The 24,107-nt window shown below is 59.1% G+C and carries 22 protein-coding genes; 20 read left to right on the top strand and 2 right to left on the bottom strand.

The genetic code is table 11. From position 1 onward, the window contains the following. Window positions 1-18 precede the first annotated feature (18 nt). The 5 genes from GC127_RS05500 (at window position 19) to GC127_RS05520 (ending at window position 5,823) form a co-directional block, all read left to right on the top strand. Entirely contained in the window at window positions 19-837 is an 819-nt protein-coding gene (locus GC127_RS05500) for a prevent-host-death protein (RefSeq protein ID WP_151976905.1), read from the top strand. A gap of 425 nt (window positions 838-1,262) precedes the next feature. After that, entirely contained in the window at window positions 1,263-2,201 is a 939-nt protein-coding gene (locus GC127_RS05505) for a glycine betaine ABC transporter substrate-binding protein (protein WP_008283082.1), read from the top strand. Between the two features lie 79 nt (window positions 2,202-2,280). Beyond that, window positions 2,281-3,312 carry a glycine betaine/L-proline ABC transporter ATP-binding protein gene (locus GC127_RS05510; protein WP_081506987.1) on the top strand — a complete coding sequence of 344 codons (1,032 nt, stop codon included), beginning with the start codon at window positions 2,281-2,283 and terminating at the stop codon, window positions 3,310-3,312. Next, window positions 3,312-4,796 carry a proline/glycine betaine ABC transporter permease gene (locus GC127_RS05515; protein ID WP_151976907.1) on the top strand — a complete coding sequence of 495 codons (1,485 nt, stop codon included), beginning with the start codon at window positions 3,312-3,314 and terminating at the stop codon, window positions 4,794-4,796. The genes GC127_RS05510 and GC127_RS05515 overlap by 1 nt, the downstream gene beginning before the upstream one ends. 28 nt (window positions 4,797-4,824) lie before the next feature. Next, window positions 4,825-5,823: a LysR family transcriptional regulator gene (locus tag GC127_RS05520; RefSeq protein ID WP_081506985.1), complete on the top strand. Its 999-nt coding sequence runs from the start codon at window positions 4,825-4,827 to the stop codon at window positions 5,821-5,823. Between the two features lie 178 nt (window positions 5,824-6,001). On the opposite strand, the gene GC127_RS05525 is transcribed toward GC127_RS05520, so the two are convergent. Then, on the bottom strand, window positions 6,002-7,540 hold the full coding sequence (locus tag GC127_RS05525) for a trimethylamine methyltransferase family protein (protein WP_037298903.1): 1,539 nt from the start codon (window positions 7,538-7,540) through the stop codon (window positions 6,002-6,004). A 177-nt stretch (window positions 7,541-7,717) separates the two neighbouring features. Here GC127_RS05525 and GC127_RS05530 point away from each other — a divergent pair, with 177 nt between their 5' ends. The 5 genes from GC127_RS05530 to GC127_RS05550 all read left to right on the top strand — a co-directional run bounded on the left by GC127_RS05530 (window position 7,718) and on the right by GC127_RS05550 (window position 13,346). Then, window positions 7,718-10,138 (top strand): FAD-dependent oxidoreductase, encoded by a 2,421-nt coding sequence (locus GC127_RS05530; protein WP_151976909.1) that lies wholly within the window; start codon window positions 7,718-7,720, stop codon window positions 10,136-10,138. Then, window positions 10,107-11,090 carry a GlxA family transcriptional regulator gene (locus tag GC127_RS05535; protein WP_008283088.1) on the top strand — a complete coding sequence of 328 codons (984 nt, stop codon included), beginning with the start codon at window positions 10,107-10,109 and terminating at the stop codon, window positions 11,088-11,090. Before GC127_RS05530 ends, GC127_RS05535 begins: the two co-directional genes overlap by 32 nt. Before the next feature lie 355 nt (window positions 11,091-11,445). Beyond that, window positions 11,446-12,516: an FAD-dependent oxidoreductase gene (locus GC127_RS05540; RefSeq protein ID WP_199861199.1), complete on the top strand. Its 1,071-nt coding sequence runs from the start codon at window positions 11,446-11,448 to the stop codon at window positions 12,514-12,516. Window positions 12,517-12,637: 121 nt separating this feature from the next. Next, entirely contained in the window at window positions 12,638-13,036 is a 399-nt protein-coding gene (locus GC127_RS05545; RefSeq protein WP_151976913.1) for a hypothetical protein, read from the top strand. Window positions 13,037-13,040: 4 nt separating this feature from the next. Continuing rightward, window positions 13,041-13,346 (top strand): YafY family protein, encoded by a 306-nt coding sequence (locus tag GC127_RS05550; RefSeq protein ID WP_151976915.1) that lies wholly within the window; start codon window positions 13,041-13,043, stop codon window positions 13,344-13,346. On the opposite strand, the gene GC127_RS05555 is transcribed toward GC127_RS05550, so the two are convergent. Beyond that, window positions 13,343-13,888 carry a peroxiredoxin-like family protein gene (locus GC127_RS05555; protein WP_151976917.1) on the bottom strand — a complete coding sequence of 182 codons (546 nt, stop codon included), beginning with the start codon at window positions 13,886-13,888 and terminating at the stop codon, window positions 13,343-13,345. The two genes, GC127_RS05550 and GC127_RS05555, sit on opposite strands and share 4 nt — an antisense overlap. A 38-nt stretch (window positions 13,889-13,926) precedes the next feature. On the opposite strand from GC127_RS05555, the gene GC127_RS05560 reads away from it, so the two are divergent. The 10 genes from GC127_RS05560 to GC127_RS05605 all read left to right on the top strand — a co-directional run bounded on the left by GC127_RS05560 (window position 13,927) and on the right by GC127_RS05605 (window position 23,927). After that, window positions 13,927-14,715 carry a helix-turn-helix domain-containing protein gene (locus tag GC127_RS05560; RefSeq protein ID WP_151976919.1) on the top strand — a complete coding sequence of 263 codons (789 nt, stop codon included), beginning with the start codon at window positions 13,927-13,929 and terminating at the stop codon, window positions 14,713-14,715. Between the two features lie 244 nt (window positions 14,716-14,959). Further along, the gene (locus GC127_RS05565) at window positions 14,960-15,583 is read left to right on the top strand and encodes a glutathione S-transferase family protein (protein ID WP_151976921.1); all 624 of its coding nucleotides are present in this window, start codon (window positions 14,960-14,962) and stop codon (window positions 15,581-15,583) included. A gap of 35 nt (window positions 15,584-15,618) precedes the next feature. Then, window positions 15,619-16,287 carry a cupin domain-containing protein gene (locus GC127_RS05570; protein ID WP_151976923.1) on the top strand — a complete coding sequence of 223 codons (669 nt, stop codon included), beginning with the start codon at window positions 15,619-15,621 and terminating at the stop codon, window positions 16,285-16,287. A 538-nt stretch (window positions 16,288-16,825) separates the two neighbouring features. Beyond that, a complete protein-coding gene (locus GC127_RS05575; RefSeq protein WP_008283099.1) occupies window positions 16,826-17,371 on the top strand; it encodes a TetR/AcrR family transcriptional regulator in 546 nt (181 codons plus the stop codon). A 459-nt stretch (window positions 17,372-17,830) separates the two neighbouring features. After that, window positions 17,831-19,201, top strand: a complete 1,371-nt coding sequence (locus GC127_RS05580) for an aminotransferase class III-fold pyridoxal phosphate-dependent enzyme (RefSeq protein WP_199861200.1) — start codon at window positions 17,831-17,833, stop codon at window positions 19,199-19,201. Between the two features lie 612 nt (window positions 19,202-19,813). After that, on the top strand, window positions 19,814-20,146 hold the full coding sequence (locus GC127_RS05585) for a hypothetical protein (RefSeq protein ID WP_151976927.1): 333 nt from the start codon (window positions 19,814-19,816) through the stop codon (window positions 20,144-20,146). Next, a complete protein-coding gene (locus GC127_RS05590; RefSeq protein WP_151976928.1) occupies window positions 20,143-21,783 on the top strand; it encodes a sodium:solute symporter in 1,641 nt (546 codons plus the stop codon). Before GC127_RS05585 ends, GC127_RS05590 begins: the two co-directional genes overlap by 4 nt. Next, on the top strand, window positions 21,720-22,280 hold the full coding sequence (locus tag GC127_RS05595; RefSeq protein WP_037298911.1) for a hypothetical protein: 561 nt from the start codon (window positions 21,720-21,722) through the stop codon (window positions 22,278-22,280). Before GC127_RS05590 ends, GC127_RS05595 begins: the two co-directional genes overlap by 64 nt. 31 nt (window positions 22,281-22,311) lie before the next feature. Beyond that, complete coding sequence (locus tag GC127_RS05600) at window positions 22,312-23,085, top strand: haloacid dehalogenase type II (protein WP_151976930.1); 774 nt, start codon at window positions 22,312-22,314, stop codon at window positions 23,083-23,085. Window positions 23,086-23,345: 260 nt separating this feature from the next. Then, window positions 23,346-23,927: a TetR/AcrR family transcriptional regulator gene (locus tag GC127_RS05605; RefSeq protein WP_081506971.1), complete on the top strand. Its 582-nt coding sequence runs from the start codon at window positions 23,346-23,348 to the stop codon at window positions 23,925-23,927. The last annotated feature ends 180 nt before the right edge of the window (window positions 23,928-24,107 follow it).

Raw genomic sequence — 24,107 nt, forward strand, 5'->3', positions numbered from 1 at the left:
GAACCGAAGGAGACACTGATGAAACGCACCCTTGCCGCCCTGATCCTGACAACGGCCCTTGCAACCCCGCTTGTGGCGCAAGAGACGCCGCTGTCGGGCACCGTGGCCGAAATCTTTGGCACCCAGATCGTGCTGACCACCCCGGAGGGCCGCCTGCTTGTGACCCTGCCTGAGGGCGCCACCGTGCCCACCCCCGGCACCCGGCTGGACCTGACCGGCACACGGACGGGAGACACCTTTGCCGCTGCCACTCTGACGGCAGGCCCCGCCGCTGATCCGGCAGAGGCGATGCTGCCTGCCGCGCTGCGCGGCCTTGGCCTTACAGACATTCGCAGCCGCCCCGATGACGATGGCGAAACCTACTTTTACGCCCGCAGTGGCACCGGCTGGCTGCGCGCCGAGGCGCGTGGCGCGCGATTGCTGGAGGTACAGGTCGATGGCGCAGGCCTGCCCCCGGCGCTCATTGATTCGATGCTGCCCGCTGCTGTCCGGGCCGAGCCGCGCCTGGCCGAAATTGCGCGTTTGACCGAGATTGACCTGGACGACGACGGTGAAATCTCGGTCGAGGGCTTCTCTGCCGAGGGGATGCGGATCGAGATCGAGTTTTCCCGCAACGGCACCCTGCGCGAGTACGACCGCGAACTTGACGACCGCCGGTCACTGTCGGAAGCGGCGGCACGGGACCGGCTGGCTGCACTTGGCTATACCGATGTCGGCTTCATCGAACGTGGTGGGCGGCATGTCACCGCGCTGGCGATCAACCCGTTCGGAGACACCGTCGAAGTGCGGCTGGACGATCAGGGCCGCGTTGCGCGCGAACGCCTTTGGCAGAACTGACGGGGGGCAAACGAGGACTGATACACCTCGTCCCGCCGACGACGCTAGAGCCTTGCGCGGCAGCGTGTTGCGACGCCGTGCGCTGGTCCGGGTCTCGCCCTTGGCGGCGAGGGGTTCGGGGGGCTTCCCTTCGACAAGACCCGGACAAAGCCTGTCGGGCGTGGCGTGCAGGGTGGTGCTTGGGCTACCGGAAACCCCCAGAGGATCAGGGCGGACCTCATCCTTCAGTGACCTGAAGTGGCTCTACGCTGCACCTGAACAGGACACTTGTAAGGGCTTCATAAGATCGGAACGCGGGCTGCGTAATCCTTAAAGTCAAAGTCCCGAATCGACATCCGAGGCAATTTGCGAATGATCGGATTTAGAAGAGCGCGACAAGAAAAGCTCGTCTTAAAACATCCTTTCCGACTTGGAGGTCTGACCCAATGCAACTGAAGATTGCCACGGCATTAGCGACCACGCTTGCCTTTTCCACTGCGAGTTTTGCTCAAGACGTCGTCGTGGGCGTGCCGAACTGGCCGTCGGTCACGGTGACGGCCAACGTCATCAAGCAAGTCGTCGAAACCAACATGGGCCTCAAGGTCGAGCTTCAAACCGGCACCAACCCGGTGATCTTTGAGGCGTTGGACAAGGGCTCTATGCATATCCATCCAGAAGTCTGGTTGCCAAACCAGCAAGGGCTGGTTGATCAGTTCGCCGCAAAGATTGAACTTAACAGCAATTCGACATCGGCCGTGCAAGGGATATGCGTGAATCAAGCGGCGCTGGATGCGGGCATTGTCGACATCAGCGATCTGACCGACCCGACCAAGGCCGCACTTCTCGACAGTGACGGCAATGGCAAGGGTGAGGTCTTCATCGGTGCCACTGGCTGGGCGTCGACCACGGTGGAAAAGGCCAAGGCCCATGGTTATGGGTATGATCTGGTGGTTGATCTTGTGGAGCTGGACGAGGGCGTTGCGTATAGCCAGCTTGATACGGCGATTGCTGGGGCCAAGCCTTGGGCCGGATTCTGCTACAAGCCGCACCATTTGTTCACCGTCCATCCCGAGATGACCTTTTTGACCGAACCAGCCTATGACGCGGCCAAGTGGAATGCACTGACACCGGAAGAAGACGCGGACTATCTGGCGAATTCCAATGTTACCATGGCTTGGCCGCCAGCTTTCATTCAGCCGGTCTTTGCCAAAGACATGGAAGCCAATGCGCCGCAGGTGGCCGCCCTTATGCGCAATATAGACATCACGGCGGATGATCTGGGCGCATTTTCCTACTCGGTCGTGATTGATGGCAAAGATGCCGGGGCCGTGGCCGCCGAGTGGATTACCGCGAACCCTGATCGTGTGGCCGCTTGGCTGAAGTGACACCTTGAGGCTGGAAAACTCAGGGCATGGCGGCGCGCTGCCATGCCCTTCCTTCTTTGAGGCACGAGATGGACATGCAATGGCAGATCCTGTGATCGAACTTTCGGGTGTCTGGAAAATCTTCGGCACCGCCGAACAGGCTGCCCTTGCCGATGCCAAGGCCGGCGCTACAAAGGCCGAAGTTCTGGCCAAGCACAACTGCGTTGTGGGCATTGCCGAGGCGTCGATTTCTGTCATGCCGGGCGAGATTTTTGTCATCATGGGGCTGTCGGGCAGCGGCAAGTCCACCTTGGTGCGCCATGTCAATCGCCTTATCGAGCCGACATCGGGCGATATCCGCGTGCTGGGGCAGGACGTGCGCGCACTGTCGCCTGCCGCCTTGCGGGCGCTGCGGGCCGAACGCATCGGAATGGTGTTCCAGCACATGGCGTTGATGCCTCACCGGTCGGTGCAGGATAACGTGGCCTATCCCTTGGAATTGCGCGGCTCTCCCAAGGGTACGCGCTGGCAAGTTTCGGCGGAAAAGCTGAGTCTGGTGGGGTTGCAAGGCTATGGCGACCGCCTGCCGCGCCAGCTGTCTGGGGGCATGCAGCAGCGCGTGGGTCTGGCCCGGGCTCTGGCCGCCGACCCCGAGATCCTGCTGATGGACGAGCCGTTTTCGGCGCTAGATCCATTGATCCGGCGACAATTGCAGGACCAATTCATGGAATTGTCGCACAAACTGGGCAAGACCACACTTTTCATTACCCATGATCTGGATGAGGCGATCCGTGTCGGTAGCCGCATTGCCATCATGAAGGATGGCCGGATTGTTCAGACTGGCACGCCCGAGGAAATCGTGACCCGGCCTGCGGATGACTATGTCAGGACCTTCGTGCAGAATATCTCGAAGCTGGGATTGATCACCGCGCGCACCGTCATGGAGCCTTTGATCTCTTTTCCACATTTCGATGTCGCAAACGCCTCCTATGCTCCCACCACCGCCAATCTTGATGCGCTGATCGGGCTGTGTTCGGGATCGACTCTGCCAGTTATCATCCAAGATGGTGGCGTGCCGGTGGGGATCGTCACCAAAGACAGGCTTCTGACGGCCATCAGGGAGGGACGCTGATGGAGGCCAACTTGATCCCCCGATTTACCGGCCCGAGTGCCCCCTATTACACCCGCGCCTTTGCTGCGATCCAGTCGCGATCAGGCTTTGTCCTTAGCTTCAACCCCGCCGCCGCGATTCTTGGCCCGATCTGGGCCGGGATGCGGGGGATGTCGTTTCTGTTCCTGCTGCTTTGTTTTCTTGACCTATTGGCCCTGAACCAGATCGTCTCTGGCCTTGGTGGCAACACCAACAGTGCCGAGGCGGCCCGGATCAGCCAGTTGCAAGACACTATCGCCACGCGCCGCGCCGAGGCGACCGAAGCCATAGCGGCCGGCGACACCGATACCGCGACCCGCGCCACCAAACTGGCCGACAACCTTCAAAAGGCCGTTGATGCAGCAATGGCAGAAACGGCATCCCTGACAGACGGGGCGAGCACCCGTGTGGTGCAGGGCGTCATCCTGCTGCTTGTCATCCGGCTGGCAACCGGGTTCTTTGCCAATGCAATATACGAACGCCGCTACACCGCATGGCGGGGTGACCAGACCCTGCCACATGGCGCGCCGCCTCTGCGGGGGGCGGTCACCCTTGCCCTTGCCAGCTTGATCTATGGCGTCACGCTTTACGCAAGGATCGGTATGCCACCGGATTGGCTAACGACATTTCCGGCTGACAAGACGCTATTCTCTGACACGGCGGCCTGGTTTGACGCAGGATTTGAAGCCGCATATGCCTCGGGGCAGGGGTTCTTTGACGGGCTCCGAAATAGCATCCGCATTCTGGTCGAGGGGTTGGAGATCGTCCTTGTTGGCACCCCCTGGCCGGTGATCATGCTTGTGATCTGCACGCTGGCCTGGCAACTTGCCGGGCCCCGCATCGCAGTGTTCACGGCTGCCGCACTCGCCTATCTCGCGTTCTACGGCTTCTGGGAGTTGTCAATGCAGACAGTCGCTTTGCTGGGGGCGGCGTCAATTCTGTGCATCGTCATCGGCATCCCGCTGGGCATTTGGTTTGCCCGATCAAAGACCGCGTTTGCCATCGCCCAGCCGATCCTTGACTTCATGCAGACCATGCCCGCCTTCGTCTATCTGATCCCTGTCATCGCGTTTTTCGGCACGGGAAAGCCGCCCGGCATCATTGCCACGCTGATCTTTGGCATGCCGCCGGTGATCCGGCTGACCACACTTGGCCTGACCGGCGTGGCCGAGGATGTTAAGGAAGCCGCCCGCGCCTATGGCGCGACCGAATGGCAGGTCTTGCGCGGTGTCGAACTGCCGTTGGCCAAGGCGTCTATCCTTGCAGGGATCAACCAGACAATCCTGATGTGCCTGTCGATGGTGGTGATTGCCAGCCTGATTGGCGCTCAGGGGTTAGGGTCGGTGGTGCTGACCTCGCTGCAATATGCGGCGAAGGGGCAAGGGCTGCTCGCCGGGTTGGCCATTCTACTCTGCGCCATGGTTATTGACCGCATCGTGCAAGGCAGTTTCCGCAAGCGCGAATGACGGCTAGTTTGTCGGAAAAGGAGCTGCCATGTCCGACGTTACCCGCCTGCCAGCCGAACTGACCTTACGCGGATTGCGCGTTTTCGTAGCGCTGGAGGAAGCAGGTTCCATCGCCGGGGCCGCTCAAAGGCTTGGTGGATCGTCCTCGGGCGTCAGCCAGCATATCACCGCGCTGGAAGCCGCCATCGGTGCGAAACTCTTTGACCGTCGCGCCAAGCCAGTCACCCTGACCCCCGCAGGTCAGGTGCTCCGCGCCCATGCTCACCGTATCCTGTCGGTCGTCTCCGAGGCGCAGGCCGAGTTGGCCGAGATCAGCCTGACCAGCTTACCGCAACTCAATCTCGCGATCATCGACGACCTTGATGCCTCGCTGACGCCCGTTCTTGTGTCTGCCCTGCAAAAGCGATTTCGCAAGTGCTTTGTCTATGCTTTCTCTGGCCGGTCCGACCAGATCATTGACCGGCTGCAAACACGAGAGGCCGATATTGGCGTAACCGCCCTGCTGCCTGCTGAAAGCACCACGTTTCAATCTGTCCCGATCCTGCGCGAAGCCTTCATCTTGTTGACCGCCAAAGGGGCGATCAAGCCCGGCACCGACCCACGCGAAGCGCTGGCCCGGCTGCCCTTCGTGCAGTATTCAGAGACGATGCCCATCGGCCAGAAGGTCGCCCAGCACCTGAAGCGCGTGAAACTGAACGTCCCCCGCCGCTATGCGTTCGAGGCGACACGGTCGGTTCTTGCAATGGTCGTGCAAACCGGCGGTTGGACACTGACGACCCCTTTAAACCTCCTGGATGCCGAACGTTTCATCCCGATGCTCGATGTCCTGCCGTTGCCCTTTGCAGGCGAAACGCGCCATATCCACCTTGTGGCCCGCGCCGAAGAACTGGGCCAGTTGCCCGAAGCACTGGCACGCGACTGCCGCCGCATCCTGCGAAACGTGCTTGTTCCCCGCTTCGAGGCGATTGTGCCGGGCTTTGAGGGCGCGATCGAGGTGGCAGAGGATGAACCCCAGACCGAAGCCTGAGACCACGCACAATCCTGATTGGCGCTGACGAGACATTCGAGACTGTTGGCAAACGGCCCTGTCTTCGCGCCCTCTTTCCAGTTGTGCCGCATTGGCCGGTGCCACGGTTTGCCCGCGCGTGAGGTCGGTCAGGGTTATGCGGCCCCAGCTGGGCAACGCTTTTGCCAAACCTCTCCTTTCAGGGGTCCAGTTGGATCGGGAACTCGTCGCGCATCCGGGCCTCAGCCTCGGGCGCGAGATAGGAGGGATGATGCGTCTCCAGCACGCGGCGCGCAGCAAGCTTTGCACGGCCCCAAGCATCGGGGCGGCCCTTTTCTTCCCAGGTGACGGGCGCGTCGCGGTCGGCGATGGTGGGGTAAAAGTAATCGCGTTGCATCGCCGCAATGGTATGCGTTCCGCCCAAGAAATGGCCCGGTCCCAGCACCGCCTCGCAGATCGCCTCATAACCCAGCGTTTCTTCGCTGACTTCGACCCCACGCAGGGTGCGGTAGATGAGCGAGTGCATCTCGTCATCCAAGATGAAGGCTTCGAAGCTGGCCCCCAGCAAAGACGCCATCATGCCGGATGACTCGTAGATCAGGTTCCCTCCGCCGAGGGCCGCGGCAAGCGAGGATATCCCTTTTTCGGCCCCGTATTGCGCATCCGGCACCTTGGCGTCGGTCATGCTGGAGGCAACGCCCGAAGGCAGGCCAAGCCAGTTGGAAATCTGCGCCGAGGCTGCGTTCATGACGCTGATCTCGCCGCCGCCACCCACAAAGGAACCGGTGCGCAGGTCCACCACCAAAGGCCAGTTGGAAAAAACCATCGGATGACCGGGCTTGATGACGTTGACCATGATCAAGCTGGCCAGCGTCTCGGCAAGCGACTGGGCCAGAAATCCGGCCAGCGTCGCGGGTGCTGTTGCGCCAGACTGCGCTGCGGTGATGCAGGACAGGGGAATCCCATGCTCGATACAGGCCAGCGTCACCATCACCGCATCCTCGCCATAGCGCATCGGCGAGATCATCGGCGAGATATGAGTCTTTAGAAATGGAGTTGCGTGAAACAAGCCAGACGTGCCATCGCCGCCTAGGCCGATGTCGACCATCCGCATGATCGGCGCAACATGCTCGTGGATCGTGAACGACGTGGCGACAGGTTTCGTTGTGCCCTTCATCAGTGCAAAGACCGTGTTGACATCAAGGTCATAGATATCCGGCAGGTCGGTCGCGACACAGCAGCGGGTAAACCAGCTGACATTGGTCAACGTGTCCTGCAACCTTGTGAAATCGTAAAGATCGCGCAGGGTTGAGGGGCGGTAGCCGCCGCTGTCAATATCCAACGTCAGAACGGCCGCGCCGCCGGTGCCGAAATGCACGGCATCGCCGCCCACCTCGATTGACCGCGCGGGATCGCGGCCATGAAAGGTGAAGGTTTTCGCAGCCATGCCGATGGCCCGCTTGACCATGTCTTGCGGAAAGAACACCCGCCCGTCGCCAAAGGTGGCCCCGGCGGCAAGGAACGGCTTTACAAGAATTTCCGGCACCTCGCCCACGCCCAGATCAGACAGAAGCCGAAGTGCGGTCTGGTAGATGGCCACCATATCGGCTTCGGACAAGGGCCGGTATTGCCCGCCCCGCTGACCCGGTGGACAAGGATTGACCGCAGGCGGCAACGCCCTTTTGGCAACCCGGTCTGCCCGGCCACCACTGCGTCGTCCAGTTTGTCCTTCGTTCATCTCGCCCTCCGATTGCTGTTCTACTGAGGGCCTATGGTGCCGTCGCTGACAACGCTGAAGCTGCGACTTCAGTCTTTCTTACGAGACGCTTCGCATTTTATGAACGAACCTGACCTTGATTGACGAAACCTGGCCGCTTTGCCCTTGTCATAGCAATAAGCAGCAGGAGCGAATGATATGAAATCGACAACTCGCGTTGTGGTGATTGGCGGCGGCATTGCTGGCTGCTCCACCCTGTACCACTTGACGCAAGAGGGCTGGACCGATGTCGTCTTGCTGGAACGCAACGAGCTTACATCCGGAACCACTTGGCATTCAGCGGCGCAGGTCACCAATTTTGGAATGACCCAGACGATGGTGGGACTGAAAAGCCATTCGATTAGTCTCTACAAGGAATTGGCTGCAGATCCTGATTATCCGATCAATTACCATCACGGCGATGGCGGTATCCGCCTCGCCAATTCCGAAACCACAATGGATGGCTATCGCCACTTTGCCAGCCAAGCCAAGGTGATGGGGGTGGAGTTTGAAATCCTCGATGCCGCCGAATGCGCCCGCCGCCATCCGCTGATCACCACTGATCGTCTGGTGGGCGGGTTGTGGGACGGCGAGGATGGCGACATCGACCCCGCGCAGCTCTGTCAAGCGCTCGCAAGACGGGCTCGCAAGGCAGGGGCAGAGGTCTATCGCAACACGCCTGTCACAGGCCTCACGCAATTGAAAGACGATAGCTGGATTGTCCATACCGACCAAGGCGATATCGCCTGCGAGATTGTGGTGAACGCCTGCGGCTATCGCGTGAACGAGGTTGGCGCGATGATGGGGGTGCATCACCCGGTCATGTCGATGGAGCATCAGTATTTCCTGACCGAACCGATCCAGGGGATAATCGACTTTGGCAAACGGGTGCCTCTTTTGCGCTGCCCGATCGACGATTTCTATTCGCGTCAGGAAAAACAGGGGCTGCTGGTCGGCTTTTACGAACAGGATTGCCGGACATGGGGCATGGACGGGGTGGATCCACATTTCGTCAACGCGCTTTGTCCATCGGACACTGACCGCGTGCTGCCCGTGCTAGAAAACGTCTTCAAACGTATGCCCGCGTTGGAGGAAGTGGGGATCCACACCATCGTCAATGGTCCGATCACCTATACCATTGATGGAGCACCTCTGGTCGGCCCGATTCCGGGCAAACGCAACGCATTCTGCATCATCGGCCTGCGCGCCGGGATTGGAGAGGGAGGCGGCCATGGCTGGCTTCTGGCGCAGCAGATCGTGCATGGCGAAGCGCAGTATGACACCTGGGTCATCGACCCGCGCCGCTTTACGAACCACGCGAATGTGGAACTTTGCGCCCTCAAGGCCATTGAGGATTACCAGAACGAATTTCGCTTTCACCTGCCGCACGAACACCGCCCGGCTGGCCGACCGATGAAAACCACGCCCCTGACACCGATCCTGGCGGCAGAAGGTGCCGAATTCGGCGTCGTGAACGGCTGGGAGCGTATGGCTTACATCAAGCCCTCGCCTGACTTCCACGAAACCCACGGCTTCCGATTCAATGAGGCGTTCGACGTGGTCGCAGCCGAGGTGCGCGCAGTGCAAACCGGCGTCGGGATGACCGAAGTCAACGGCTTCAACCGGTTCGAAATCACCGGGCCGGGTGCGCAGGACTGGCTGGACACGATGTTTTGCGGGCGGATGACGCGGAAGGTCGGCAAGGTTGGGCTTGGCTATCTTTTGAACCATCACGGTATGGTCAAGGGCGAGGCGACGCTTGCGAATATCGATGACGGCACGATCTGGTATGGTTCGGCGGCGGCGTCAGAATATCACGACATGGACTGGCTGACGGCGCATATGCCCAAGGATGGGTCGGTCAGCATCCGGTCGCTGACGAATGATCATACGATCCTTGTGCTGGCCGGTCCAAAATCACGTGATGTGCTGGCGGCCGCGTCGCGCGGGGATTGGTCGGCCACGGCCTTTCCTTGGCTCTCGGTGCGGCGGGCCTTTGTTGGCATCGCACCTGCTGTGGTGATGTCGGTCAGTTTCTCGGGCGAGTTGGCCTATGAAATCCACGTCCCGAACGCGCAGCTTTACGCGGCCTATCTGGCGCTGCGAAAGGCGGGCGAGGCGCACGGATTGCGGCTGTTTGGGTCCTACGCTGTTGAATCTATGCGCATGGAAAAGGGATATCGCCATTGGAAGGCGGACCTCGTGACCGAGTTTTCCCCGTTCGAATCCAGCCTCGGGCGCTTTGTAAAGATGGATAAACCCCATTTCATCGGCAAGGCGGCGCTGGCAAAGATGATCGCCGAAGGCCACCGCCGTGCCTTTGTTTCGATGGTCCTCGATGCCACGCATGCCACCGCGCATGGGGGCGATGCGATCCTGTGCGACGGTCGGGTTGTGGGATCGGTCACCTCCGTTGGGTGGGGGCACCGGGTAGGCAAGAATATCGCCATGGGTTTCGTGGAACCCGCTTTTGCCGCAGAAGGCACAGCGCTGATGGTGGAGGTGATAGGGGTCCCTACGCAGGCGACAGTGGTGCCCGAGTGTCTCTATGACCCAGAAAACCTGCGTGTCCGGGCCTAGCCCCAAGGAAAATGGTCCGAAATTGGTCGAAATCCTGCTTGCGCAGGGTTTCGTTGCGACAGAGCTTGCCATTGCCTTCGACAGCTTTCGCATTGCCAACCGTTTGGCGGGCCGCGAGTTGTTCCGGCTGCAGATCGTATCCGTCGACGCCGCGAACACGCTAACGTCACTTGGTGGAATGGAAATCACAGTCACACCGATGGACTCGACGACGAACCTGCCGGATCTTCTGATCGTGACCGGTGGGTCGGAAATGGCACGTGCACTGCGCCGGTTCCTGCCGCGCCTGCAGCGCGTGCGAAACGCGGGCGGGCTGGCCGTGGTCTTGTCAGATGCCGCACAAGCGCTTCTTACCGCAGGTGCCGCCGAAACCGCCGCCGTGCACTGGGAAGGGCGCCCGATGCTAGAGGAGGCAGGAATAGCTGAAAGGGGCACCAACACTCTTTTCAACAGATCGGGCAATCTGGTGACAAGCGCGGGCATGGCCGCAACCGCTGATGTGGTTCTGGCGCTGATCGCTGAGATGACCTCATTGGTCTTGATGCGGGACGTGGGCCGTGTCTTGCTTTTGGAACGCCTGCGAATGGCCGAAAGCGAGCAACCGCAGGGCTTAAGCGATTTAGCCAGCTTACCGGACGGCCCCCTGCGCAAAGCTCTGAAGGCAATGGAAACCAACATTGAGTTTCCACAATCAACCGCCGAGATCGCCCAAAGCATTAACCTGTCGGCGCGGCAGCTTGAGCGTCTCTTCGCGCGCCACTTGGGCAAGAGCCCACAGGCCTATTCCCGCGATCTGCGCCTGCATCGCGCCCGCACCCTGATCGAGGGCAGCTCACTTTCGCTAACGGAAATTGCCCTTTCTTGCGGATTTGAAGGCTCGGCGCATTTCTCGCGATTGTTCAAACAACGCTACGGAATGACGCCAATAATGCTCAGATCCTATGGTCTGTGAACCTATCTGATGCCGCCGTCACTCGCCAACGCCCAGCGAAAGCCCACCTTTCAAACCCACATCAGTGGCCAGATCGCAAAAGCTGAAGTTGCTATAGCCCCCTTCTCGCATGCGGACCAGCGCCGCGTCAGGGATAGCTACAGTGGCGGCCTTCTTGATCAATTCAGGGAGGCTACCAACTGATAGATAGATATTGCGTGTGGGATCGGCACCCTCTATCAAATGTGTAACTGCGGATAGATCGTTGGGTGATTGGAATGTGCTTTGCGGGCAAGGTCGTGGCCATAACAGGCGGCGGCCAGCAGCGCGATGTGCCAGTAGTTCCGCCGCCGCCCACGACCTCGGAGGGATGATTTTGCCAAAGGTTATTGTTATCGGTGGTGGTCTTTCGGGCGTGACAGCGGCCCGGGCGCTGCATCGGGCCGGGATCGACGTTCAATTGATCGAGGCGCGCGACCGCCTTGGCGGGCGCATCCTGTCGGTGGATGACTCTGGCAACAGCTCTGGCCCCTTTGACCTCGGCCCGTCCTGGTTCTGGCCCGGTATGCAACCCGACTTCGGGAACTTTGTGAACGGGGCGGGCGTGACGTCTTTTGCCCAGTCGGATACGGGCGATTTGCTGTTCCAGCGTGGTCAGGGCTCTGTACAAAGGTATTCGGGTATGCAGCAGGAGCCAGCCTCTATGCGGATGGGCGGGGGTACGGCGGCGCTGGTCTCGGCATTGGCGCGCGACCTGCCGGCAGATGCGATCCGCCTGAACACCTGCGCTACGCATTTGGCGCTGACCGCCACCGGTGTCGATGTGACGACCGATGGTGGCAGCCTTTCTGCCCCGCACGTGCTGCTGGCCGTGCCACCGCGCTTGCTGGCGGCGCAAATCGCCTTCGATCCGCCAATGCCCGCGTCTGTCCTCCGCCTCTGGCAGGGCACACCGACATGGATGGCACCGCATGCCAAGCTGGTTGTGGTCTATGATCGCGCCTTCTGGCGCGACGCGGGGCTGTCGGGCGCGGCGCGCAGCCAAAGCGGGCCTTTGGTTGAAATCCACGACGCCACGACGGCGACGGGGCAGGCGGCGCTGTTCGGCTTCGTTGGTGTTCCGGCCAAGGCCCGTGTGCAGGCGGGTGCGGCGGCTGTCATCGCCGCCTCTGTCCAGCAGCTGGAACAGCTTTTCGGCCCGCATGCGGGCCGGCCCAAAGCCACGCTTTACAAGGACTGGGCCGCCGATCCGCTGACGGCCACGCCTGACGACCTGACGGCAGGTGACCACCCGTCACCCAACCCCGGCCCATGGGTCGAAGGCGCATGGCAACACCGGCTGACCCTGATCGGCTCTGAGACCAGCCGCACCGAACCCGGTTACCTAGCCGGAGCGCAGGAGGCAGCCGAAGCGGGCGCTGCGACGCTTCTGGCGCGGCTTCTATGACTTGCCCCTGAATGGAAGGGCCATGCACCCGAAGGATGATCTTGGAGGGCCGCAGATAACTGACAGACCGTGTCAGTTGGCCTGTGCTACCCCCTTGAGCCATGCGGCAAAGGAGTAAGCAATGAAAAAGATTATCCTCACCTCAATGGCGGCAGCGGTCGCGCTTTCCACGGGCGCGCGGGCTCAGGACTGTGACCCGTCGGCAGCGACGGCAGCGACGGCAGCCGGCGTAATTGAGATTGTACAGTTTCGTCTGGCCGAGAGTGTCGAGCGCGAGCACTTTGTGGCGGCGGCGGCAAACACGATGCTGGCTTTGTGCGCCATGGACGGGTTCATCGGCCGTGTCTTGTCGGAAGGCGAGGACGGGATGTGGATGGATCACGTCCGGTGGACCAACTCGGAAGCTGCAAAGACCGCGATGGCCGGTTCCATGGAGAACGAGGCGTTGACGCCGTTCATCATGAGCATCGATCCGAACAGTATGGTACTGTCCTATCATATCCCTCTCGTGTTGAAATGAGGCTATGAGGCGCGCCGATCGCCTGTTTGACATCAATCAGGTCTTTCGAGACGGGAAACTCCACACAGGCGAGCAAATCGCGGATCGGATGGAGATCTCCCTCAGGACGATCTACCGCGATATCGAAAAATTGGCCGGTGCCGGTGTTTCGATTGTTGGCGAGCGTGGGGTCGGATACATCATGAGCGATCCGGTGTTCCTGCCGCCATTGAACATCACACAAAGCGAGCTTGAGGTCCTCGAACTTGGGCTTGCCCTCGTCGCGGCGTCCTTTGAACACAAGATGCGCCCGGTCGGTTCAGTCGCTTAGGCTGTCCCAAGACTGCCTGTGTATTCGCCCCGCGCTGGGTAGTTCTTTTCGATCGCAAAATCGACCGCCCCAAGTAATTCGCGAAAGCTGGGACGCACAAAGGGCATCGACTGCACCGACAGGTAATAGATGGACTGGTCTGTGTTGACAATGAACAGCCCCGGTTCCGAGAACAGCGCAGGCTCTTCGATCCCGATAGAGGTCTTGCCCCGCGAGGTCGAGATGTAGAGGCCCCAGTCCCGCGCCACGGGCAAGGGCAGATCATGGCCAAAGCGCAGCGCGGTCGCGCCGATCTTGTCGGCCATCGCGCGGGCACGATCAGCGCCGTCAGCGCTGATGGCAATCGTCTCGATGCCGCGCTCGGCAAAGGCCGGGGTCTGTTTGTCCAGTTCAGTCAGATAGGTGGCGCAGATCGGGCAGTGCAGGCCCCGGTAAAAGCAGATGACCGTGCCGCGCTGCGGTGTAGCGGTTGCCAGATTGAACGGGCCGTGATCAAGCGTAGGAACGGTCAGTGCGGGAGCGGTCTGGCGGGGAATGAGCATTGTATCTTCCATTGCAGGGGGATGTTGCATGATGCATTATGGGATTCATGACTGTCGATGTGCCCAATTTTGTTTCCGATCGTCCCATTCTGCGGCAGGATCGGCTTTCTTCGCTGATGTCTGCATTGCGGCCCGTCGCAACGCCTTGCGCGGCGGATGATCCACGGGCAGCGCTGGTGTTGACCCCGACTTTACTGGTGCTGTTCACTCGCCCCCCCAACACGCCGGAACCCGGTGCCTTGGTCGCAACCCGCCTTGAGTGTGCCCTGCCTTTGGCGCAGGTGCTGCATGGCAGCCCCGCCCGTCTGGCAGTTGCCAGAGAAAACTGCCCCGGTCTTGCGGCCTTGGCCGATGTGCTGGTTGCCGAAGCGCAATCCGGGCGTTGCGGATCGCAACTTGCTATGGCCCGCCTGTTCGAGGCGATGCTGGTTCTGGTGCTGCGCCGTGCCATTGACGCAGGTCCGCCAGACCCTGGGTTGCTGGCTGGCCTGTCACACCCGCGCCTGCATCGCGCACTGATTGCCATCCACGCTGCCCCAGCCCGGCCTTGGACAGTCGAAATGCTATCGGCAGAGGCTGGCATGTCGCGATCCCGGTTCATGGCGGATTTCAGCGATTGTCTTGGGACCAGCCCGCTGGCCTACGTAACACGGTGGCGGCTGGGCCTTGCCCATATCGCCCTGATCCAAGGCGCTTCGATTCCCGTGGCGGCGCGGAGTGTGGGCTATGGAACCACAGCGGGATTTCGCCGGGCATGGCTCCGCCACTTTGGGGATATTCCCTTGGCGGCAGTGGTTTCCGGGCCCGCAGAACACCCCATCTTGTAACACGGGCCAGGCAGAACACCGACGGTCAAGCTGCTAAGAGGGCTGCGCAAAAAGCGCTCTCGGTCGCAGTCTAGACACGCTTTATAGTCGGTTTCGCGCAAAAGCGCCTGATTGGCGGTGATCCCAAGAGTTCCGATCACTAACGCGTGATCTCTTTCAAGATGAACGGAAAACCCTCTTCCTGCTTAGACTATCTACTGATAGATAGTCATCACGAAAACAAAACCCTTGGAAAGGATGTCCCATGAAGATCTATGATGTTGAAGGTTTCCCGAACCCCGCCCGCGTTCGGATCGCACTTGCCGAGAAAGGCGCTTTTGAAAATGTCTCATTCATCCCGGTCGACGTGATGGGCGGTGAACATCGCACCGAGGCATTCAAGAAGATCAACCCGGATGCGGCCGTACCTTGCCTCGAACTCGATGATGGCACGCGAATCTCACAGTGCAACGCGATTATCGAGTACATTGACGGCGAATTCGAAAATGGCCCCTCTCTGACAGGCGAAAACCACCGGGAACGCGCAGTTATCTCGATGATGAATATCCGCGCCGAAACCGGGCTGTTGAACGCCGTGGGGAACTACTTTCATCACGCTACCCCCGGCCTTGGTCCCAAACTGGAAGTCTACCAGAATAAAGATTGGGGCCTGAAGCAGCGCGACGTCGCGACGAACACCATGGCGTATCTAGACGAAGTCCTGAGCAAAAGCGCCTATGTTGCCGGTGACAAATTCTCGATGGCTGACATCACGGTTTTCGCTGGGCTGGCATTTGCCGACTTCGCCAAAATTGAGATCCCTGCTAACCTTACCAATCTCGCTGCGTGGCGCAAGAAGATGAACGCGCGGCCCAGTATCGCGGCGTAACTCCCTCTGCAACTCAAGCACAAAGGAACTCACAGATGGAACTGAATGCAGATTTCTCTAAACGCGTTGTTGTGCACTCCAATGCGCTTGAGTGGCAGGCCTCGCCCATGAAAGGCGTTGACCGGCGTATGCTCGACCGGATCGGTGGTGAAGTGGCACGCGCCACGACCATCGTTCGGTATGCGCCGGGCAGCAAGTTCTCTGCCCACACCCATACTGGTGGTGAAGAGTTCATCGTGCTCGATGGTGTTTTCCAGGATGAGCACGGCGACTTCCCCGCAGGGACCTATGTCCGCAATCCTCCTACAACGCAACATACCCCAGGGTCCGAGCCGGGTTGCACAATCTTCGTCAAGCTCTGGCAATTCGACATGAATGACCGCAACCAGTTCCGGAAAAACATGGCGGATGAACTTGCCGCTCCGGTCGACGGGGTCGCCACCGCGATCCTGCACGAGGACTCGCGCGAAACAGTCACCTATCGTCATCTTGACGCGGGCGCGTCGCTTGCTCTCGATGCGGATGGTGGGCTGGAATTGCTCGTGATTGGTGGGGAAATCACCGAAAACGGAAACGAGCTGCACATAGGGTCGTGGCTCCGGCTTCCTGACGGCGGGTCACTGCATGCGGTTGCAGGTGCGAACGGCGCAAAGCTTTGGATAAAGACAGGGCATCTTGTTTACGCACAGCCGCCAGCGGTCTGAGTAATGCCAACCGATCGACCCCTTGCCCTTGTGGCAGGGGCAGGGGCTGGCCTTGGTCAGTCCCTTTCTTCCACTTTCGAAGATGCGGGTCATGAAACGGTCGGAATGGGATGCAGCAGGCCTCTGTCGACCCCTGTGGCATGTCACGAGGTGGATCTTTCCGGCCCTGATTTGGCACAAGATCTAATTGCGCGCATTACTGCTAAAGCAGGGTCCGCCTGTGATTGCCCCTGAGACGACGCTGGAGCGGTGTTAGTGCGCAAGCCCTTCAATAGTTCAGAGCGCGGTGCTTTTGGCCCAGTCAATCCGGTGTCGAGATCTCTGCGATCAGCGGCGGTTCAGCCCCGCAGACATGGTGGGCAAATTGCTTGTCAGGCAATTCGCTGGGCATCACCTTTTTCCTATCTACCCTGTCGCTTCACGATGACGCGCATCCCCAAACCAAGATGAGCCGCTATCAACTGATGGGTTTAATTGTAGTCTTGCACCAGCTTCTATGATCGCTATCTAGTGATAGGTACAAAAGGGACCCAAAGACATGTTTAAGAGTAGAGCCGAGCAAATCCTTGATTATGCTGAGCGCGAAATTCGCAAGAACGGCTTTGATGGGGTCAGCTTTCGCGACATTGCCGAGGCTATCGGGGTAAAGAGCGCTTCAATTCACTACCACTTCCCCACAAAAGCGGAGTTGGGCGCCGAAGTCACAAGCCGCTACGCCAACAGGTTCATAGACTCACTGGGCGCACCCGATGATCCGTCCGAGACCGCAAGCGACCGCTTGTTGCGCCTCGCTGATGGATACATTGAGGCGTATCGTGTAGAAAGTTCGACCTGCCTCTGTGCTGTTCTTGGTTCAATTGCCACGCACCTGCCGGAAGGAACCTCTGATGCGGTGCGAGCATTCTACAACCGGCTACGGGATTGGCTCAGCAAAGCCTTGGCCGGAAACAAGACCACACTTACCCCGAACCTCGTTGTCGCGCTTTTCCAGGGCGCCATGGTCCTGTCTCTGACGACGGGGGACGAGACGCCTTTGCTGGAAGCAAGGCAGCACGTGGTATCATGTGTGGCACAGATTGCTTGATCAGTTTCCCGGTTGGAGACGCAAGAACGCTATGGTTAGCTCAAGCCGGAAAACCGCCACTTAAAGGGACGGTTACAGTCAAGCACATGCCCTTGACGCAGATCTGAGCCCGCGTCTCTTTGCCAATTGCAACCGGTATCCTGTTGCTCGGGGTGAGTGCACCGCGCCCTTCCGCAGGAAAAACACCTACGGGATCAGAAAGGAACGCTCAGTTTAACACCACAACATTGCCTCCTTCCCGCCGTTCGTGCGGGTGGAGAGTGGACGCCGATCATCACGGTACGCGGGCCCAGTTCTTGAGGGGGCGCAATTCGCATAGTTTGTCCCTGCTGCAACCCCGTTTCGACCAGACAGATGTGCGCCCATCGAGCAGTAAACCACCCCGTTCAACAGACAGTTGATGTTTGTCATGGCCACAGGCTAGATGCCTGAGAGATGCACGTCATACAGGAGCTGCGGATGCTGGGACGGCTGAATGGATCAAGGCTGGCCGAAATCCTCACACGGGAATCCGCGGCTTTCGCATCGCGTACGGCAGGCTCGGCTGCCCTACTTGAAACCGCTCGTGGCGTGATGCCGGATGGGGTTCCGATGGCTTGGATGGCGGGGCTTTACCGACATCGACCGATCTTTGTTGCCGAAGGATTTGGAAGCTGCTTTCGCGATGTCGATGGCAACACCTATCTCGACTTCAATCACGCGGATCTTAGCAACACCGCCGGACATGGCGAAAACGCGGTCACCCGCAGGATTGCACGGCAAGCCGCGCGCGGCATGCAGTTTCTTCTGCCGACCGAAGATGCAATTGCCGTCTCGCAGTTGCTGCGCAACCGTGTCGGCCTGCCGATGTGGCAATACACGCTCAGCGCCTCGGCCGCCAATACCGAGGTTATCCGGATCGCGCGGGCCTTTACTGACCGGCAAAAGATCGTGCTATTCGAAGGCAAGTATCACGGCCATATCGAGCCCACGATGGCCGAAGGCGGCGCGCCGGGCGCGAATGCCGATGCTGCCCCCGATGGCATGGGCATCTCGGCAAGGGCGACGGCAGATACGGTCAACGTGCCGTTCAACGATATTCCGGCGCTGGCGCGGGCACTGCAGGACGATGATGTCGCGCTTATTCTGACCGAGCCCGCACTCACTAACTGTTCGCTCGTATTGCCAGAGCCCGGTTTTCTGGAAGAGGCTTACCGGCTGGCAAAAGCGGCGGGCGCGCTCTTTGCGTTGGATGAAACGCACAGTTGGCAATTTGCCTATGGGGGCCTTATCCGGGCGCATGGCCTATCTGCGGATTTTGTGACGCTTGGCAAGGGATTGGGCTCGGGGATGCCGCTTGGGGCCTATGGGATGACGGCAGAACTGGGCGGGTTTGTCGAACGGCACCGGGATGTGGACGTGGCCCAAGTGCGCGGCCTTGCCATTGGAGGTACGACCTATGGCAGTGCCATCACGCTGGCTGCGGCGCGCGCGGTGCTTGAGGATATCCTGACCGAAGCCGCCTATGCACGTGTGGCAGTGCTCGGTTCACGGTTGGCGGACGGAATCGAACGCATCATTACCACGCATGGCCTGCCATGGCGGGCCTTCCGTTACGGCCCGCGCTCGGGCTTTTGCCTTGCGCCCGAGCTTCCCCGCAATCTGGACGAAGCTCTTCCATCGCTCGATCAGGCTTTCAGCGACGCTCGGCGCGTCTTCATGGCCAATCGAGGGATCTGGGAGGCTATCGCAAGCGCGGGCCCCCAAGTGTCCTTTGTGCATACAGAGGCCGACATCGACCGCTACCTTGAAGTGGCAGAGGACTTCATTGCCGAGGTGTCGGCGGACTGAGTATCGCAGATCTGGTGTGCCCACGCCCGGCACCTCAGCTTTCTGCAGGACATGGGCGAACGCAACGATCCTTGGTCGCAATCTGCGTTCTGAACCGCTGGCCCCAAATCCAGATGCGTTCAGGCGACACGATTGCGGCCTGTTCCAAAACCAATTCCCAGACATTGCGTAAGCTCAGGGCAAACCGATGCTACGCCCAGACGGCATAGGCGGGCATGGGGCGAGGGAACCGGATGACTGCCCGTCAAGGCGACGCTCGAAGAACTGCGCGGATCGCCCCTCTATCACAGTCGGTTCAAGCCGGGGACCAAGGCACTTTCGAGAGAATTCATGGTTTCGACACGCCGCCGCAGGCTTGTTCCCAGTCTTCCCAAGTGGGCACCCAATCCGCCGCCAATTGCAGGCGCGTTGATGGCCAGCGCAAAGATCAGATCACGCGTGTCGTTGGGGTCAAAACTGGCCGCAAAACACACCTCTATTTTTCTTGAATTTAAATTCAAGAAAACCTAACGTTCCGAGTCATGGCGTTCTTGATGCGCTGTCTTCAAAGGAAATCGCGCTGTTGAGGAGATCAGGGCGGTTCCTGCAACCGGAAAGAGGGAGGAGCTTCTTTTGAACGCTTACAGGAAAGAAATACGATCTACCGTCGGGTTCGGCATCGTTTATGTCCTGCTCGGGCATACGGGTCTTTGGGCGGTCATGTTGGGCACGGATAACAGTATCCGGATACTCGGGCTGCCAATCCATTACTTCATCGCCATCACACTTGGTTCGCTTGGCGTGCTGCTGTGGTCGATGGTTTGGTGTCGCTATGCAAACCAGCTAGAGGACGAGATTGAAGCCGAAAACGCCGGATTTTTTCATAGCCGAGAAACAGGTCTCGAAGGATCTGGTGTGCAAGGTAAAGGTCCAGACGCGCTTGCCCTGACGGAGGGCACAAAATGACCCCGGCAGATTGGCAACTTCAAAATATATGGCTTGGTTTGGGGATCACGTCTGCCGTGTTCGGCCTGTACTATGCTGTCGCGCTCTTCAGCAAAAAGAAAACAGCCAACGCGACAGACCTTTACTTGGCAGGCCGTTCCATTGGCCCCTTCGTCAACTCACTGGCTGCGTCATCCACATGGATGAGCGTCGCCACATTTCTGGGCGTGGTGGCCCTGATCCAACAATTACATCTGCCGTTCATTTGCATGTGGGTGCAACTGATCCTGAGCGTTCCTCTACTTGTGATGCTATACGGCGCGTCGCTGTACCGGATGGAAGTGTTCACTTCAGTACACTTTGTCCAGACGCGATACGGGCGCAGCACTGCCTTTCTGGCTGCTGGCTGGATGCTGTTGATCATGCTGATGTATATGGTCGGTCAGTTCATCGGCATCGCCAAGGTGTTCGAGGTTCTGCTTGGGCTGCCATATACTCCGTCTTTGATCCTGTCGGCGCTGGTGATCACGGGCTACATCACAATCGGGGGAATGAAGGGCGCGACATATAACGATGCAATACAGATGGTGATCATGATGATCGCCCTGCTCGTACCTCTTGCCGCGATCCTCAAGGCGATGGGCGTGCCCGGTTTCTGGTTTCCGCCATTGGGATACGGTAGCCTCACCGATACCTTGCTGGAACGCATCCCGACGTTCTTCGACCTCAAATTCGAGGCCCGTTTCTATGTGGCGTTGTTCGTTGCACTAACAATCGGAACGCTTGGACTGCCGCAGTTGGCACAGCGAGTGCTGACCTCGGAGAACATCAAGTCGGCCCGTCGGGTGGTCCCTTGGTTCTGTCTCTGGGTTGGATTGATGTTTCTGGGCACTTATGCCTTGGGCTTTGCAGGTGTGTATCACTTTGCATTGATTGGGCAGGAACTAACGCCTGAGGCGGCGGACAAGACCACGTTGCTGTTGAATCTGGCGTACAATCCCGATTGGGTTTCAGCCTTTGTCATCGCGGGTGTCCTAGCCGCCGGAGTTTCGACCATTGCTGGCCTGATGATTGGCGTGGCGACGGTGGTCGGCCATGACATCGTCGGCGTTCTGCGTCCACACCTCACCGAGGCAAAACAGCTACGTTACGGTTACTTGGCCCTTGCAGGTACTGGAGTGGTGTCGCTTCTGGTGTCGCTCGATCCACCTGCGTTTTTGATTACCTCGATTTTCTGGGCCTTCGGGATGTGCGCCACGGCAATCACCCCAATGGTGGTCTTGGGTGTGTGGTCTACGCGCATCAACTCTTGGGGGGCTTTCACGGGCAGCCTGGTGTCTGGCGTCACCTATATCTTGCTGTCGCCTTACGTCCTGCCCGATTTCTCGGTTGGCACTGGTCTGGTCGCCAAGCTCGGCTTCGCAACCGCGCTGATTTCTGTTCCGGTCGGGTTCATCCTGACGATCTTGGTGTCGTTGGCCGCCGAAAAGTTGAAAGGCGAGGTGGCCGCACAAGAGAGGTATACGGCGCAGGAGCTAGTCGAAAAAATGCATGGCTGGGCACAGGTGACCCGTACCCGCTATGACAGCAGCGAATGGTTGTTGATCCTGGCCGCACTGTGGGCGCCCATTCTGCTGTGGGGCTTGGTGCCGTGGTAAACGCCACGATCTTTACAGAAAGCCGTTGGCAGGCCGTGTTGGGTCTGCCGACGGCGGGGCTCTTGTGGAGCTTTGCCACATTTCTTGCGCATAGCGAACAGGTCGAGGCGCTGGGCGTCGCAAAGAGCGAGGCGCTCTTTTACGTCGCGCTGGGTGGCATGGCACAAACTCTGTTGCTCTGGTTGGGGTTCACCGTTGTCATATGGGCAATGACGCGGGCCTTTGGCGGGCGGGTGCCGCTGTTACGCCTGATGACCCTTGTGTCTGCGTCGTCGCTGGCACTCTGGGTCGGGGCGCCTGCCGCCGCCTTCTGGATCAACGGCGCCCCCGGCCACACCGCAATCGCTGCGACGATCTCTCTCATCTCTATGGCTTTATTTCTGCATGCGCTGACACGGGGGCTGTCCGCAGATTTGCACTGGTCATTCCTACGCGCGGCCGGCGCAGTCTCGGCTGCATCGGTATTTCTTGCCAGCTTCGCCTTTCTGGCCCTCTAGAACAGCAATCCCAATATCAGGAGAAACGAACATGACTATCGACGCTTTTGTCTTTGACGCCTACGGAACACTCTTTGACGTTCAATCTGTCTCGCAGATCACCAATCAGGAATTCCCCGAGCACGGCGAACTGATCACCCAGGTCTGGCGGCTTAAGCAGTTGGAATACACATGGCTTCGCTCGATGATGGGCAGCTATCGCAGCTTTTGGGAGATCACCGAAGAGTCGCTAAACTATACGCTCAACGCCATCGGTGTGACCGCCGAAAAGGCCGTGCGCGACCGGATAATGGACAAATACCTGCATCTTGATCCGCATGTCGATTGCCTGACAGCACTTGATGCGCTGGAAGGCGTGCCGCTCGCTATCCTGTCGAACGGCAACCAAGAGATACTTGATGCTCTGGTCTCAAACTCTGGGCTCGATGCAAAACTGCAATCCGTCATCAGCATCGACAAGGCCGGTATCTTCAAGCCGCACAAAGATGCCTATGAGTTGGTGGAGGCTGTCCTGAAGGTTAAGCCGGAGAATACGATTTTCGTGTCATCCAACGCTTTTGATGCCTGCGCCGCCAAGAATTTCGGCTTTCGGGTTGCCTGGATTGAACGCGTAACCCCTGAGGCGTTGGCAGAGGAAATTTCTTCTGCCGCGGTGGTTGGCCCGACAACGATGTTCAAACTGCTGCGCATGCAGATGGAAAGCTTTGGGATGGAGCCTGATTACCGACTGAAATCGTTGAATGATCTGGCGGGACTTATAGACCAGGCGGACAAAGCTGCGGCACCCGCGTCGTTGAGGGCATAGGGGGAAAGTGATCAATGAGGGTGCCGCGCGTGGTTGCTGGGACGTTGCCAGTTGGCCATTCGCGGATAGGCGACCATGGCAAGACCCAAGCTGTGACGGGTTGGAACATGCGCTATGGCCTTGCAGGAACCCGTCCTGTTTTAACGGCCCGCGAACCGCTCAGATCAAACCTTGGTAGGTCCGCCCTCTATACCATCCGCTCGCTTTGCCATAGATAGTGTATACATCTAAGCAAAAGAATTGGGAAATCTGGTATCGGAATGGGCCGTCATAGAGAGTTCGATGAAAAAAAAGTGCTTGATGGCGCGATCGAAGTTTTCTGGCGTCGTGGCTATTCCGGTGCGTCAATTCAAGACGTCTGTGATGCGATGGGGTTAAACCCCGGAAGTGTTTATGCGGCATTCGGCAGCAAGCATGGGCTGTTTCTAGCTGTCATCCGGCGGTATCTGGACAGTATGAACCGTCCGGGCCTTGAATTGCTGGAAACCAACCCATGCGGCCTGGACGGAATTCGCGCCTATTTCGACTTTATCGCGAACGGTATCGTCAACGGAAACCGGCGTTGGGGATGCTTGGGAACAAACGCCTTCGTCGAACTGAAAGAGGTGGATGACGACGTTGCCCAGCTCATGTTGGATCATCTGACCCGCCTGGAAATCGCCTTTCGCGAGGCATTGAAGCGCGATTCCTTTGAACACCCCGAGAGCCAGGCAAAATATCTTCTGTGCATTGCACAGGGTCTGAACGTCTTTGCCAAGACCTCGCCCAACCGCGAGACGCTTCAAACAATCATCGACGCTTCCATATCTTCGTTAGTCTCACCACGTCTCGCCACAAACTAGGGTGGTTCTCTGAAGAGGATGAGAATGTATCCGGGCCTTTGGCGCGCCGGTGTGGTCACCACGTGGTTTTGTGATTGCCGCTCGTATGGACCAACGTTTCTGACCCTTTCGCCATGTGATCGAATGCGCGCTTTTGTCAGGCCTCGAAAGGCGCGTATTGAGATTTAATGTCTAGACTTA

The organism is Roseovarius sp. EC-HK134, from assembly GCF_902498815.1.
In the GTDB taxonomy this organism is placed as follows: Bacteria; Pseudomonadota; Alphaproteobacteria; order Rhodobacterales; family Rhodobacteraceae; genus Roseovarius; species Roseovarius mucosus_A.

What these genes read in the sequence shown, in the direction of transcription:
- GC127_RS05500 (WP_151976905.1), top strand. Translation starts at nt 19, where the DNA reads ATGAAACGCACCCTTGCCGCCCTGATCCTGACAACGGCCCTTGCAACC.
- GC127_RS05505 (WP_008283082.1), top strand. Translation starts at nt 1,263, where the DNA reads ATGCAACTGAAGATTGCCACGGCATTAGCGACCACGCTTGCCTTTTCC.
- GC127_RS05510 (WP_081506987.1), top strand. Translation starts at nt 2,281, where the DNA reads ATGGCAGATCCTGTGATCGAACTTTCGGGTGTCTGGAAAATCTTCGGC.
- GC127_RS05515 (WP_151976907.1), top strand. Translation starts at nt 3,312, where the DNA reads ATGGAGGCCAACTTGATCCCCCGATTTACCGGCCCGAGTGCCCCCTAT.
- GC127_RS05520 (WP_081506985.1), top strand. Translation starts at nt 4,825, where the DNA reads ATGTCCGACGTTACCCGCCTGCCAGCCGAACTGACCTTACGCGGATTG.
- GC127_RS05525 (WP_037298903.1), bottom strand. Translation starts at nt 7,540, where the DNA reads ATGAACGAAGGACAAACTGGACGACGCAGTGGTGGCCGGGCAGACCGG.
- GC127_RS05530 (WP_151976909.1), top strand. Translation starts at nt 7,718, where the DNA reads ATGAAATCGACAACTCGCGTTGTGGTGATTGGCGGCGGCATTGCTGGC.
- GC127_RS05535 (WP_008283088.1), top strand. Translation starts at nt 10,107, where the DNA reads ATGACCCAGAAAACCTGCGTGTCCGGGCCTAGCCCCAAGGAAAATGGT.
- GC127_RS05545 (WP_151976913.1), top strand. Translation starts at nt 12,638, where the DNA reads ATGAAAAAGATTATCCTCACCTCAATGGCGGCAGCGGTCGCGCTTTCC.
- GC127_RS05550 (WP_151976915.1), top strand. Translation starts at nt 13,041, where the DNA reads ATGAGGCGCGCCGATCGCCTGTTTGACATCAATCAGGTCTTTCGAGAC.
- GC127_RS05555 (WP_151976917.1), bottom strand. Translation starts at nt 13,888, where the DNA reads ATGCTCATTCCCCGCCAGACCGCTCCCGCACTGACCGTTCCTACGCTT.
- GC127_RS05560 (WP_151976919.1), top strand. Translation starts at nt 13,927, where the DNA reads ATGGGATTCATGACTGTCGATGTGCCCAATTTTGTTTCCGATCGTCCC.
- GC127_RS05565 (WP_151976921.1), top strand. Translation starts at nt 14,960, where the DNA reads ATGAAGATCTATGATGTTGAAGGTTTCCCGAACCCCGCCCGCGTTCGG.
- GC127_RS05570 (WP_151976923.1), top strand. Translation starts at nt 15,619, where the DNA reads ATGGAACTGAATGCAGATTTCTCTAAACGCGTTGTTGTGCACTCCAAT.
- GC127_RS05575 (WP_008283099.1), top strand. Translation starts at nt 16,826, where the DNA reads ATGTTTAAGAGTAGAGCCGAGCAAATCCTTGATTATGCTGAGCGCGAA.
- GC127_RS05580 (WP_199861200.1), top strand. Translation starts at nt 17,831, where the DNA reads ATGCTGGGACGGCTGAATGGATCAAGGCTGGCCGAAATCCTCACACGG.
- GC127_RS05590 (WP_151976928.1), top strand. Translation starts at nt 20,143, where the DNA reads ATGACCCCGGCAGATTGGCAACTTCAAAATATATGGCTTGGTTTGGGG.
- GC127_RS05595 (WP_037298911.1), top strand. Translation starts at nt 21,720, where the DNA reads ATGGTTGTTGATCCTGGCCGCACTGTGGGCGCCCATTCTGCTGTGGGG.
- GC127_RS05600 (WP_151976930.1), top strand. Translation starts at nt 22,312, where the DNA reads ATGACTATCGACGCTTTTGTCTTTGACGCCTACGGAACACTCTTTGAC.
- GC127_RS05605 (WP_081506971.1), top strand. Translation starts at nt 23,346, where the DNA reads ATGGGCCGTCATAGAGAGTTCGATGAAAAAAAAGTGCTTGATGGCGCG.